The following is a 12,830-nucleotide window of genomic DNA, read 5'->3' as shown; positions in this document are numbered from 1 at the left end:
GGAAACCCAAATGCCCCTCTCGCTACTCATACTGGCCCTGAGCGCCTTCGCCATCGGCACCACCGAGTTCGTCATCATGGGCCTGTTGCCCGATGTGGCGGCAGACCTCGGCGTGTCGATCCCCGGCGCCGGCTGGCTGGTCACCGGTTATGCCTTAGGCGTAGCCATTGGCGCGCCCTTCATGGCACTGGCCACCGCCAAGCTGCCGCGCAAGGCCGCACTGGTAGCGTTGATGGGCATCTTTATTGTCGGCAACCTGCTCTGCGCCCTGGCCAGCGACTACAACGTGCTGATGTTTGCCCGCGTGGTTACCGCGCTATGCCATGGCGCGTTCTTCGGGATCGGCTCGGTGGTGGCGGCCAACCTGGTGCCAGCCAACAAACGCGCTTCGGCCGTGGCATTGATGTTCACTGGTTTGACCCTCGCCAACGTACTCGGCGTGCCGCTGGGCACCGCGCTGGGCCAGGAAGCCGGCTGGCGCTCGACCTTCTGGGCGGTGACGGTGATTGGTGTGGTGGCGTTGATCGGCCTGATCCGCTTCCTGCCAGCCAAGCGTGACGAAGAAAAACTCGACATGCGCGCCGAACTGGCCGCCCTCAAAGGTGCCGGCATCTGGTTGTCGCTGAGCATGACCGCGCTGTTCGCCGCATCGATGTTCACCCTCTTCACCTATGTTGCGCCGCTGCTCGGCGATGTCACCGGCGTGACACCCAAAGGCGTGACCTGGACCCTGCTGTTGATCGGCCTGGGCCTCACCGTGGGCAACATCATCGGCGGCAAACTGGCCGACAAACGCCTGGCCGCAACCTTGATCGGCGTGTTTATCAGCATGGCGGTGGTATCCACCGCACTGACCTGGACCAGCGTCGCGGTGATCCCGACTGAAATCACGCTGTTCCTCTGGGCTACCGCGTCGTTTGCCGCTGTCCCTGCGTTGCAGATCAACGTGGTGACCTTCGGCAAGGCCGCACCGAACCTGGTGTCCACCTTGAACATCGGCGCCTTCAACATCGGCAACGCCCTCGGCGCCTGGGTCGGCGGCAGCGTGATCGCCCACGGCTTCGGCCTGACCAGCGTGCCTCTGGCGGCAGCGGCCCTGGCGATCCTGGCGCTGCTGGTGACCCTGATTACTTTCCGTCAGGGCGGCGATGCCGACCTGGCCCCTGCGACCAACTGATCAACTTCAAAGAGAAGGGTGTTTTCCCATGACGACTATTTTCGATCCGATCACACTGGGCGACCTGGAACTGTCGAACCGCATCATCATGGCGCCGCTGACCCGCTGCCGCGCTGATGAAGGCCGCGTACCCAACGCACTGATGGCTGAGTACTACGTGCAGCGTGCGTCCGCAGGGCTGATCCTCAGTGAAGCCACCTCCGTGACCCCGCTGGGTGTGGGCTACCCGGACACCCCAGGCATCTGGTCCAACGACCAAGTGCGCGGCTGGGCCAACGTGACCAAGGCAATTCACGGCGCGGGCGGCAAGATCTTCCTGCAACTGTGGCATGTGGGTCGTATCTCCCATGAGTCCTACCTGAACGGCGAAACCCCGGTGGCGCCGAGTGCGATCCAGCCAAAAGGCCACGTCAGCCTGGTTCGCCCACTGGCCGACTACCCTACCCCGCGCGCCCTGGAAACAGCTGAAATCGCCGACATCATCGACGCCTACCGCACCGGTGCCGAAAACGCCAAGGCCGCTGGTTTTGACGGCGTGGAAATCCACGGCGCCAACGGCTACCTGCTCGACCAGTTCCTGCAAAGCAGCACCAACCAGCGCACCGACAACTACGGCGGCTCCCTGGAAAACCGTGCGCGCCTGCTGCTGGAAGTGACCGACGCAGCCATCGAAGTCTGGGGCGCCGGGCGTGTGGGTGTGCATTTGGCACCGCGTGCCGACTCCCACGACATGGGCGACGATAACCTCGCGGAAACCTTCACCTACGTCGCCAGCGAACTGGGCAAACGTGGCATCGCCTTTATCTGCTCCCGTGAAAAAGAAGGCGCGGACAGCCTCGGCCCACAACTGAAAAAAGCGTTCGGCGGCGTATACATCGCCAACGAACGCTTTACCAAAGACAGCGCCAATGCCTGGCTGGCCGAGGGCAAAGCGGATGCGGTGGCTTGGGGCGTACCATTCATTGCCAACCCGGATCTGCCAGCACGTCTGAAGGCAGATGCGCCGCTCAACGAAGCACACCCGGAAACCTTCTACGGCAAGGGCCCGGTGGGTTACATCGACTACCCGACCCTGCCGCTTTAATCGGCCGAAACCTAAAACCAAATGAGAAAGGGGGCTTGCCCCCGATGGCGGTGCGTCAGTCACTGTATGTGTTGACTGAACCACTGCCATCGGGGGCAAGCCCCCTTTCACGTTGTTGGCGGCCTACAGGTTCTGGCTACATTGCTTCACAGAACCGCAACAAAATCCCTACAAAATACTTAGGCGGCTACCTATCAACCGCCCACCAGCCCGTATATAAAGTCATCCCACCAATCAGGCAGAAGGACGATTGACCGTCCTTAAGCTTTACTGTTGACACAACCTGATGCAATTACGCATTTTGTTTCAATTGCGCAGGCTCGGGCTCAGACGCAGCATGTCTAGCCCTGCATCTACCCAGCGCTCGGCTTCCTGATGCAATTGGAAGCTGTCGGGGACCAACAGCCACTGGCCAATCAGCCCGTTGATGTAGGCATGCATGCAAACAGCACCGCGGGTGGTATCGAGGTTTTCCGGAAGTTGCCCGCGATGGACCGCATTACGCAGAGTCAGGCCGATGCGCAGATTGCATTCCAGACTGTGGGTCTGGCGCTGGCGGCGCATGTCGCACATTTCATCGGTGAATTCGCACTTATGAAACAGAATCTCATTGATGCGGCGGGTTTTCGGGTCCAGGGCCACTTGATGAAACAGATGAATCAGCAGCTTGCGCATGCACCCCAGTGGATCGAGTTCGTCCTCGCTCTCACTGGCCCTGGCCAATTCGTCCAGCGGCTCATGCAAAGTGTCGAGCAGCGCCTGCAACAGGTCGGACTTATTGCTGAAGTGCCAGTAAATCGCGCCCCGCGTCACGCCGGCCAACGCGGCGATGTCCGCCAGCGTCGTACGCGCGACGCCGCGATCGTAAAAGGCTTGCTCGGCGGCTTGAAGAATTTGGCTGCGCGTTTCCTGAGCTTCCTCTTTAGTGCGACGAACCATGGCAGTAGAACCTCAATCAGGACACTTGAGACTATCGTTAACGCAACGTTAATAGACGCGAACGATCATCTGAATATTTGTGGGACGACACCGTCATGGGTGTCGAACGTAATGGAATCGAGGCTTCGGGTGTTGCTTTGTCAACATTGCGCGAAGCCTGTCAAGAGTTTACAAACAACCATGAACGTAAGTATATTGCGTAGCAAGCTACTTATCTACTCACAGCCTGTTTTTTACCCTTCCACCCTTCTTGTGCGCACCCTGCGCGCCTGACCCGAGGATCTTCATGCAACTTAAGCCAGCTGTTACCGCTCTGGTCACTGCCGTCGCCCTGGCATCGCTGCTCAGCGGATGTAAAAAGGAAGAAGCGGCTCCGCCCGCTCAAATCCCTCAGGTCGGCGTGGTCACCCTTCAACCGCAAGCCTTTACTCTGACATCCGAGCTACCAGGCCGCACCACCGCCTACCGCATCGCGGAAGTTCGCCCTCAGGTCAACGGCATTATCCTCAAGCGTCTGTACAAAGAAGGCGCCGACGTGAAGGAAGGCCAGCAGCTGTATCAGATCGATCCGTCGGTCTATGAGGCCACCCTGAAAAGCGCACAAGCCACGCTGACCCAGACCAAGTCCATCACCGATCGCTACAAGCAGTTGGTTGATGAACAAGCCGTCAGCCGTCAGGAATACGACACCGCTGTCGCGAACCGCATGACTGCCGAAGCAAACGTTCAAACCGCCCAGATCAATGTGCGCTACACCAAGGTGTACGCGCCGATTTCCGGGCGTATCGGCCGTTCTGCCGTCACCGAAGGCGCGCTGGTCAGCAATGGCCAGGCCGATGCGATGGCCGTGATTCAGCAACTGGACCCGATCTACGTCGACGTCACACAGTCGTCGGCTGAAATGCTGAAACTGCGCCGCGACCTGGAGAGCGGCCAGTTGGAAAAAGCCGGTGCGAATGCCGCCAAGGTCAAGTTGACCCTGGAAGACGGCAGCGATTACGGCCAGGACGGCAAGCTAGAGTTCTCCGAAGTCTCGGTCGACCAGACCACCGGCTCGGTCACCCTGCGCGCCGTGTTCCCTAACCCTGACCACACCCTGCTGCCGGGCATGTTCGTACACGCCCAATTGCAAGCCGGTGTGAACAGCAAGGCCATCCTGGCACCGCAGCAAGGCGTGACCCGTGATCTCAGGGGTATTCCAACAGCGCTGATCGTCAACGCCGACAACAAGGTCGAGCAGCGTGAACTGGTGGCCAACCGCACCGCCGGCGCCTACTGGCTGGTGGAAAAAGGCCTGAACGCCGGGGACCGCCTGATCACCGAAGGGCTGCAGTACGTCAAGCCGGGCGCTGAGGTCAAGGTCAAGGACGCTGACAACGCCAAGCCCGCAGGTTCCGCTGCTGCTCCTGCTGCCGCTGCTGGCAAAGGGGAGTAATCCATGTCGAAATTTTTTATCGACCGTCCCATTTTCGCCTGGGTAATTGCCCTGGTGATCATGCTGGTCGGGGCACTTTCGATCATGAAGTTGCCCATCAACCAGTATCCGGCCATTGCGCCGACCGCGATTGATATTCAGGTGACCTACCCAGGCGCGTCCGCACAAACCGTGCAGGACACCGTGGTACAGGTCATCGAGCAACAGCTCAACGGTATCGACAACCTGCGTTATGTTTCCTCGGACAGTAACTCCGACGGCAGCATGACGATTACCGTGACGTTCAACCAGGGCACTAACCCGGACATCGCCCAGGTTCAGGTGCAGAACAAGCTGAACCTGGCAACCCCACTGCTGCCGCAAGAAGTGCAGCAGCAGGGTATCCGCGTGACCAAGTCGGTGAAGAACTTCCTGATGGTAATCGGTCTGGTGTCGGAAGACGGCAGCATGACCAAGGACGACCTCTCCAACTACATCGTCTCGAACATCCAGGACCCGATTTCACGGACCGCTGGTGTGGGTGACTTCCAGGTGTTCGGTTCGCAGTACGCCATGCGTATATGGCTTGACCCGGCAAAGCTGAACAATTACCAGCTTACGCCGGTGGATGTCAGCACGGCGATTTCCGCACAGAACGTCCAGGTGGCTACCGGCCAACTGGGCGGCCTGCCTGCCCTGCCCGGCACCCAGTTGAACGCCACGATCATCGGCAAGACCCGCCTGCAGACGGCCGAGCAGTTCGGCAATATCCTGATGAAGGTCAATACCGACGGTTCACAGGTACGCCTGAAGGATGTCGCCCGTATTGAGCTCGGTGGTCAGAACTACAGCATTGCTGCGCAGTTCAACGGCAAGCCCGCTTCGGGTATGGCGATCAAGCTGGCGTCGGGCGCCAACGCGCTGGACACCGGCAAGGCCATCCGCGCCACCGTGGCGTCGCTCGAACCGTTCTTCCCGCCTGGCATGAAGGCCGTGGTGCCCTATGACACCACGCCTGTAGTGACCGAATCGATCTCCGGTGTCGTCGACACCCTGGTCGAAGCGATCGTGCTGGTGTTCCTGGTGATGTTCCTGTTCCTGCAGAACTTCCGCGCCACCATCATCACCACCATGACGGTGCCGGTGGTATTGCTGGGTACCTTCGGGATCCTGGCCGCGTTTGGCTTCACCATCAACACCCTGACCATGTTCGGCATGATCCTGGCCATCGGCTTGCTGGTGGACGATGCCATCGTGGTGGTCGAAAACGTTGAGCGGGTAATGGCCGAGGAGCACTTATCGCCAAAAGACGCGACGATCAAATCCATGGGCCAGATCCAAGGCGCCCTGGTGGGTATTGCCCTCGTACTGTCGGCGGTACTGTTGCCGATGGCGTTCTTCGGTGGATCCACCGGTGTGATCTACAAACAGTTCTCCATCACCATTGTCTCGGCGATGGCGCTATCGGTACTGGTTGCCCTGATCTTCACCCCGGCCTTGTGCGCCACCATGCTCAAGCCGATCGACCCCGAGAAGCACGGCCAACCCAAGCGTGGTTTCTTCGGCTGGTTCAACCGCACCTTCGACCGTGGCGTACTGAGCTACGAGCGCGGCGTGGGCAACATGATCAAGCACAAGATCCCGGCGTTCCTGGTGTACGCGCTGATCATCGCCGGCATGATCTGGCTGTTCATGCGCATCCCTGCTGCGTTCCTGCCCGATGAAGACCAGGGCGTGATCTTTGCCCAGGTGCAGACACCAGTCGGCTCTTCGGCTGAACGGACGCAAAAAGTCATCGACGATATGCGCGCGTTCCTTCTCAACGACAAGGAAGGCGAGCCGGGCGAAGGCAAAGGCGTGAAATCGGTGTTTACCGTGAACGGCTTCAACTTCGCCGGTCGTGGCCAGAGTTCGGGCCTGGCCTTCGTGATGCTCAAACCGTGGGGCGAGCGTGATGCTTCCACCTCGGTATTCGAGATCGCCAAGCGCGCCCAGGGCTACTTCATGCAGACCTTCAAGGACGCCATGGTATTTGCCATCGTTCCGCCGTCTGTACTGGAACTGGGTAACGCCACCGGCTTCGACGTGTTCCTGCAAGACCAAGGCGGTGTCGGCCATGACAAACTGATGGCGGCACGTAACCAGTTCCTGGGTATGGCAGCACAAAGCAAGATCCTGGCAGGTGTGCGCCCTAACGGCGTGAACGATGAGCCGCAGTACGAACTCACCGTTGACGACGAAAGGGCCAGTGCCCAAGGCATCACCCTGTCGAGCATCAACCAGACCCTGGCGATTGCCTTGGGTGGTAGCTACGTCAACGACTTCATCGACCGTGGTCGGGTGAAGAAGGTGTACGTGCAAGGTGAAGCCGCCAGCCGGATGTCCCCGGAAGACCTGAACAAATGGTTCGTGCGCAGCGACTCCGGGAAGATGGTGCCGTTGTCGTCCATCGCCTCGGGCAAGTGGATCTTCGGTTCGCCAAAACTCTCGCGTTACAACGGTGTGGCGGCGATGGAAATCCTCGGTACGCCAGCACCGGGTTACAGTACCGGTGACGCCATGGCCGAAGTCGAACGCATCGCTAAGCAATTGCCAGCGGGCGTGGGCTACGCCTGGACGGGCCTGTCGTATGAAGAACGCCTCTCCGGCTCCCAGGCGCCGGCGTTGTATGCGCTGTCGCTGCTGGTGGTGTTCCTGTGCCTCGCGGCACTGTACGAAAGCTGGTCGATCCCGATCGCAGTGATCCTGGTGGTTCCGCTCGGCGTGGTGGGTGCGTTGATCGCCACCAGCATGCGCGGCTTGTCCAACGACGTGTTCTTCCAGGTGGGCTTGCTGGTGACGGTGGGTCTGGCGGCGAAGAACGCCATCCTGATCGTGGAGTTCGCCAAAGAGCTCCACGAACAAGGCAAAGGCATTGTCGAGTCCGCCATCGAAGCATCGCGTATGCGCTTGCGTCCGATCATCATGACCTCCATGGCGTTCGTCCTCGGCGTACTGCCGCTGGCGATCTCATCGGGCGCCGGTTCAGGCAGCCAGCACGCGATCGGTACCGGCGTAATTGGCGGTATGATCACGGCCACTGTCCTGGCGATCTTCTGGGTGCCACTGTTCTTTGCAACCGTGTCCGCCGCGGGCGAGCGTAAAAAGACTGAACCTAAGCAAACTCCTAAAGAGGCTGGCCAATGAGCAAGTCGCTACTTTCCCTAGCCGTCACCGCCTTCGTGCTCAGTGGCTGCTCGCTGATACCTGACTACCAGCGCCCCGAAGCGCCGGTGGCGGCACAGTTCCCGCAGGGGCCGGCGTATTCGCCAGCCCAGGCGCCGAACCAAGCCGCTGCCGAGCAGGGCTGGAGGCAGTTTTTCCATGACCCTGCCCTGCAACAGCTGATCAAGACTGCGCTGGAAAACAACCGTGACCTGCGCGTTGCTGCCCTGAACATCGATGCCTATGCCGCGCAGTACCAGATCCAGCGCGCCGATCTGTTCCCGGCCGTATCGGCCACGGGCAGCGGCAGCCGTTCGCGTACGCCGGCCAAGCTGTCGCAGACCGGTGAAGCGACCATCGCCAGCCAGTACTCGGCTGGCTTGGGGATCAGTTCCTACGAGCTGGACCTGTTCGGCCGTGTCCGCAGCCTGAGTGAAGAAGCGCTGCAGAAGTACTTCGCCACCGAAGAAGCGCGGCGCAGCACCCAGATCAGCCTGGTGGCCAGTGTGGCCAATGCCTACCTGACCTGGCAGGCCGACAAGGAACTGCTCAAGCTCACCCAGGACACCCTGGGCGCGTTCGAGCAGAGCTTCAAACTGACCTCGCGCAGCAACGAAGTCGGCGTGGCCTCGGCCCTCGATCTCAGCCAGGCCCGCACGTCGGTGGAAAACGCCCGCGTGCAACTGGCGCGTTATACCCGCCAGGTGGCCCAGGACGAAAACAGCCTGACCCTGCTGCTGGGCACCGGCCTGCCGGCGAATATCGCCAGCAAGCCACTGTCGGATGACCTGCTCAGCGACGTGCCGGCCGGGTTGCCATCGGACCTGCTGCAACGTCGTCCCGACATCGTGCAGGCCGAGTACAACCTCAAGGCGGCCAACGCCAACATCGGCGCGGCCCGTGCAGCGTTCTTCCCGAGCATCACCCTGACGGCCAGTGCGGGCACCGCAAGCCCGACCCTGGGCGGTCTGTTCAAAGGCGGTTCGGGCACGTGGTCGTTTGCACCGCAGATCAACATCCCGATCTTCAACGCTGGTAGCCTGCGCGCAAGCCTGGACTACTCGAAGATCCAGAAAGAGATCAACGTGGCGAACTACGAGAAAGCCATCCAGACCGGCTTCCAGGAAGTCTCCGACGGCCTCGCCGCCCGTGAGACCTACAAGCAGCAACTGGATGCCCAGCGTGGCTTCGTCGGGGCCAACCAGGATTACTACCGCCTGGCTGAGCGTCGCTACCGCATTGGTGTCGACAGCAACCTGACCTTCCTTGACGCACAACGCCAGCTGTTCAGTGCCCAGCAATCGCTGATCACCGACCGCCTGGCGCAGCTGACCAGCGAGGTCAACCTGTACAAGGCCCTCGGCGGCGGCTGGAACGAGCAGACGGCGAAGAATGAGCCGTTGAAAGAAGAAGCACCGGCGTTGAAGTTGTTCTGACAATGGCGCTGTAAAAAACCGCTTCCCTCACCGGAAGCGGTTTTTTTATGCCCGCCGTTATTGTGAATGGGCTCCCCCCCCCTCACCACAGAACATCCTCTCGCCTTGCTTTCCCGACAACCTTTCAGGCTAAAATTGGTCACAGATTCTTACAGACCACAGAGGGAGCTTGTCGTAATGATCGTAGGAATCGACCTGGGAACCACCAACAGCCTCGCGGCCGTCTGGCGTGGGGATGCCGCTGAACTGGTGCCCAATGCCCTTGGCCAGTTGTTGACCCCTAGCGTGGTCGGGCTGGATGATCAAGGCCGTGTCCTGGTAGGCCAGGCCGCCAAAGAGCGCCTGCACACCCACCCGCACCTGACGACTTCGCTGTTCAAGCGCTACATGGGCAGCGCCACTGAAGTGCGTCTGGGTGATCGCTCGTTCCGCCCCGAAGAACTCTCGGCGCTGGTGCTCAAGAGCCTCAAGGAAGATATCGAACGCACCTACGGCCACCCCGTCACCGAAGCCGTCATCAGCGTGCCCGCCTACTTCAGCGATGGTCAGCGCAAAGCCACGCGCATCGCCGGTGAATTGGCGGGGCTCAATGTTGAAAAACTGATCAACGAACCCACCGCCGCCGCCCTCGCCTACGGCCTGCACCAGCGCGACAAAGAGACGTCATTCCTGGTCTTCGACCTAGGCGGCGGCACCTTTGACGTGTCGATCATCGAACTGTTCGACGGCGTAATGGAAGTACGTGCCAGTGCCGGTGACAACTTCCTCGGTGGCGAAGACTTCGACACCCTGCTGCTGGAACACTTCGTCGACAGCCAGCGTAATGCCGACGGTTTCCCGCCCACCAACAGCGTACTGCAGGCCCTGCGCCGCGAAGCCGAACGTGTGCGCAAAGCCCTGGGCCAGGACGACAGCGCCGAGTTCGCTCTGCGGGTCGATGGCCAACAGTGGGTGCAGACCATCACTCAACAGGAAATGGCCAAGCTCTACACACCGCTGCTGGAACGCCTGCGCGCACCGATTGAACGCGCCCTGCGCGATGCACGGATTCGCGTCAGCGACCTCGATGAAATCCTGCTGGTGGGCGGTACCACGCGCATGCCGCTGGTGCGCAAACTCGCCGCCGGATTGTTCGGGCGCTTCCCGTCGATCAGCCTCGACCCCGACCAAGTGGTCGCCCACGGCGCCGCGATCCAGGCCGCGCTCAAAGCCCGTTCCGCTGCGCTTGAAGAAGTCGTTCTGACCGACGTGTGCCCCTACACCCTGGGCATCGAAACCTCGAACCAGTACGGCGGCCATATCGAAAGCGGCCATTACCTGCCGTTGATCGAACGCAACAGCAGCGTACCGGTGAGCCGGGTCAAAAGCGTGGTGACGCTGCACGACAACCAGAGCCAGGTGCTGCTGAAGATCTACCAGGGCGAAAGCCGCCTGGTGAAAGACAACATCGAACTGGGCCAACTGGACATCGCGGTACCCAAGCGCAAAGCCGGTGAAGTCTCGCTGGACGTACGCTTCACCTACGACAACAACGGCCTGCTGGAAGCCCAGGTGAGCATCCCCCTGACCGGCGAGCAGCACTCGCTGGTGATCGAAAACAACCCCGGCGTGCTCAGCCCGCAGGAAATCCAGCAACGCCTGCAAGCCCTGGCGCAGTTGAAAGTTCACCCGCGCGACCAGCAGGTCAACACCGTGCTCACCGCGCGCCTCGAACGGCTCTACCAGGAAAACCTCGGCGAGCTGCGTGAGCAACTCGGCCACTGGGCCGCACAGTTCCAGCAGATACTCGACACCCAGGACGAACGCCGCATCCGCGAGGCCCGCAGCGAACTGACCCGGCAACTTGAGCAGCTCGACAATGGGTTCTGGCGCTGAGGACACACTCATGGATTGCTGGAGCGTGCTGCAACTGCCGGAAGAGGCCGACGAACGTGCCATCAAGCGCAGCTATGCGCGGATGCTGAAAAACTGTCGCCCGGATGACGATGCCAAAGGCTTCCAGCGCCTGCGCGAAGCCTATGAACAAGCGCTGAGTGAAGTACGCTGGCGGGCTGATAACGAAGAGGAAGAACACGTCCAGGCGCCCGTGGCCGAAGCGGTCTACGGAAACCTGAATGACCTGACCGAACTGATGGACCTCAGCCCCGTCAGCCCTGCGCCCTTCGAGCCACTCACAACAGACCCAGCCCAGGCACTGCTCAATGGCCTCAACGCGCGTAACCTTGATGAACGCTGGGCCCAGGCTCAGCGACAGGGCTGCACCGATGCGTTCCAGGCCGGCCTGTTGCGCCATTGCTTCGAAGCACCGGGCGAACGCAGCGCCATCGCCGGTTGGGCCGCGCAACACCTAGAATGGCTGACCCCCTGGCAGCAGGTGGCAATGACGTCCTGGCAATACGAAGCGCTGACCGGCGAGCTGCTGCAAGACTACCGCCGCACCCTGCAGGAACTGCTGGAGCAAAAGGCCGAGCGCGAATTCATCACCCAGCTCACGCAGTACAACGACCAACCCTGGCTGCAGGTGTTCGACCTGCAACAGCAGTGGCAGCGCATCGTCCTGCACCTGTTGCATGACACCCAATGGAGCGTGCCGCTGTTCGAGCGCGTGTGCCAGGCATTCGGCTGGGACGACCAGAAAGGCGTCTACCCGGAACCGGTGTGGATGTGGCGCGAATTGGTGTCGCGTTGCGAACAGGAAAGCTTCTACGCCAACCTGCAAGACAAGGCCCGGGACACGACATGGAAATCCGCCGACGCCATGGCGGCGCGCCTGTTGCTCACGCCAATGTCGGCGACGCAACAAAAACAGATGACGCAGAGCTTCGACAGTAATGCCTGGAACGCCTGCCAGCATCTGGCCGAAGTTCTGGCCTGGCGCTACCCGCAGTTGGTTGAGCGGCTTCCCCAGGCCAATGTATTTTTTTGGCGAGAATTCCTCCCCAGGCCGGTCTCCCATCAAAGTTGGATACGGGTATGGGGTGGCCTGGCGCTGGCAGCCGCCTTGGCCGTTTCCCCACATACAAAAATGGATAGGCTCAGCGACGCCGTCATTGTGGTGATACTGACCTTTGCTCCGGCCATTATCGGCATACGTGGCACTCAGTTGTGGGCTGTCTTGACATCACACCTGATCGTTCAGGACCTGTGGCTCAGCAAGCGCCTGCTGCCGTCACGGTTCAACCCTCATCAACACTGGCTGGTGCTGCGCCACGGCATTCCTCAAGTGGGCATGCTGCTGATGTTCGGCTTACTGCTGGGCGTGATGGGCATGCTGACGTACGTGGGAATGATCGGCATACATCTGTTTCACCGCAGGCGTATCGGCAAAGTGAATGAGTATGTCGAGCACTTTTACCCTTGGGTCAGCGGCTTGCATTGGGCGCACTGGAGTCCGCTGCAGGTGGCTTTCCTGGCCGTGATGGCAGCGGTCACCCTACTCTGCCAGAGGTACTTGCCAGAGATCCCGTGGACGAGCCTGCTCTACTTCCTCTGAGCCATTGAACCGACGCCTCCCTGGCAAAGGGAGGCCCGGTAACTTGCGTTCGATCATCGCCCACAACCCGCCCGCCCCCGATT

At 60.8% G+C, this 12,830-nt stretch carries 8 protein-coding genes; 7 read left to right on the top strand and 1 reads right to left on the bottom strand.

Annotated features, from left to right (window positions below):
* Positions 1-10 precede the first annotated feature (10 nt).
* Together AOA61_RS06180 and AOA61_RS06175 are read left to right on the top strand one after the other, a co-directional pair.
* A complete protein-coding gene (locus AOA61_RS06180) occupies positions 11-1,177 on the top strand; it encodes an MFS transporter (RefSeq protein WP_095184044.1) in 1,167 nt (388 codons plus the stop codon).
* A gap of 28 nt (positions 1,178-1,205) precedes the next feature.
* Positions 1,206-2,261, top strand: a complete 1,056-nt coding sequence (locus AOA61_RS06175) for an alkene reductase (protein WP_032888343.1) — start codon at positions 1,206-1,208, stop codon at positions 2,259-2,261.
* A gap of 306 nt (positions 2,262-2,567) precedes the next feature.
* Here AOA61_RS06175 and AOA61_RS06170 read toward each other — a convergent pair whose 3' ends face one another.
* A complete protein-coding gene (locus AOA61_RS06170) occupies positions 2,568-3,200 on the bottom strand; it encodes a TetR family transcriptional regulator (RefSeq protein WP_032888346.1) in 633 nt (210 codons plus the stop codon).
* A gap of 286 nt (positions 3,201-3,486) precedes the next feature.
* On the opposite strand from AOA61_RS06170, the gene AOA61_RS06165 reads away from it, so the two are divergent.
* The 5 genes from AOA61_RS06165 (at position 3,487) to AOA61_RS06145 (ending at position 12,747) form a co-directional block, all read left to right on the top strand.
* Positions 3,487-4,635, top strand: coding sequence for an efflux RND transporter periplasmic adaptor subunit (locus tag AOA61_RS06165; RefSeq protein ID WP_032888349.1), 1,149 nt, complete (start codon positions 3,487-3,489; stop codon positions 4,633-4,635).
* A gap of 3 nt (positions 4,636-4,638) precedes the next feature.
* Complete coding sequence (locus tag AOA61_RS06160) at positions 4,639-7,800, top strand: efflux RND transporter permease subunit (protein WP_032888352.1); 3,162 nt, start codon at positions 4,639-4,641, stop codon at positions 7,798-7,800.
* A complete protein-coding gene (gene adeC / locus AOA61_RS06155; RefSeq protein WP_095184043.1) occupies positions 7,797-9,254 on the top strand; it encodes an AdeC/AdeK/OprM family multidrug efflux complex outer membrane factor in 1,458 nt (485 codons plus the stop codon). The genes AOA61_RS06160 and adeC overlap by 4 nt, the downstream gene beginning before the upstream one ends.
* A gap of 177 nt (positions 9,255-9,431) precedes the next feature.
* Positions 9,432-11,129, top strand: a complete 1,698-nt coding sequence (locus AOA61_RS06150; RefSeq protein WP_099601347.1) for a molecular chaperone HscC — start codon at positions 9,432-9,434, stop codon at positions 11,127-11,129.
* Positions 11,130-11,139: 10 nt separating this feature from the next.
* Positions 11,140-12,747 (top strand): J domain-containing protein, encoded by a 1,608-nt coding sequence (locus AOA61_RS06145; RefSeq protein ID WP_099601499.1) that lies wholly within the window; start codon positions 11,140-11,142, stop codon positions 12,745-12,747.
* Positions 12,748-12,830 lie beyond the last annotated feature (83 nt).

Origin of the sequence: Pseudomonas sp. 2995-1, assembly GCF_002742505.1 — a bacterium.
Classification (GTDB): domain Bacteria; phylum Pseudomonadota; class Gammaproteobacteria; order Pseudomonadales; family Pseudomonadaceae; genus Aquipseudomonas; species Aquipseudomonas sivasensis.
Note: the sequence above shows the minus strand (reverse complement) of the source record. Positions and strands in the feature narration are given on the sequence as shown.

Excerpts from the sequence above, each read along its gene's own strand:
- AOA61_RS06150 (WP_099601347.1), top strand. The coding sequence starts at position 9,432 with ATGATCGTAGGAATCGACCTGGGAACCACCAACAGCCTCGCGGCCGTC.
- AOA61_RS06180 (WP_095184044.1), top strand. The coding sequence starts at position 11 with ATGCCCCTCTCGCTACTCATACTGGCCCTGAGCGCCTTCGCCATCGGC.
- AOA61_RS06165 (WP_032888349.1), top strand. The coding sequence starts at position 3,487 with ATGCAACTTAAGCCAGCTGTTACCGCTCTGGTCACTGCCGTCGCCCTG.
- AOA61_RS06160 (WP_032888352.1), top strand. The coding sequence starts at position 4,639 with ATGTCGAAATTTTTTATCGACCGTCCCATTTTCGCCTGGGTAATTGCC.
- AOA61_RS06170 (WP_032888346.1), bottom strand. The coding sequence starts at position 3,200 with ATGGTTCGTCGCACTAAAGAGGAAGCTCAGGAAACGCGCAGCCAAATT.
- AOA61_RS06145 (WP_099601499.1), top strand. The coding sequence starts at position 11,140 with ATGGATTGCTGGAGCGTGCTGCAACTGCCGGAAGAGGCCGACGAACGT.
- adeC (WP_095184043.1), top strand. The coding sequence starts at position 7,797 with ATGAGCAAGTCGCTACTTTCCCTAGCCGTCACCGCCTTCGTGCTCAGT.
- AOA61_RS06175 (WP_032888343.1), top strand. The coding sequence starts at position 1,206 with ATGACGACTATTTTCGATCCGATCACACTGGGCGACCTGGAACTGTCG.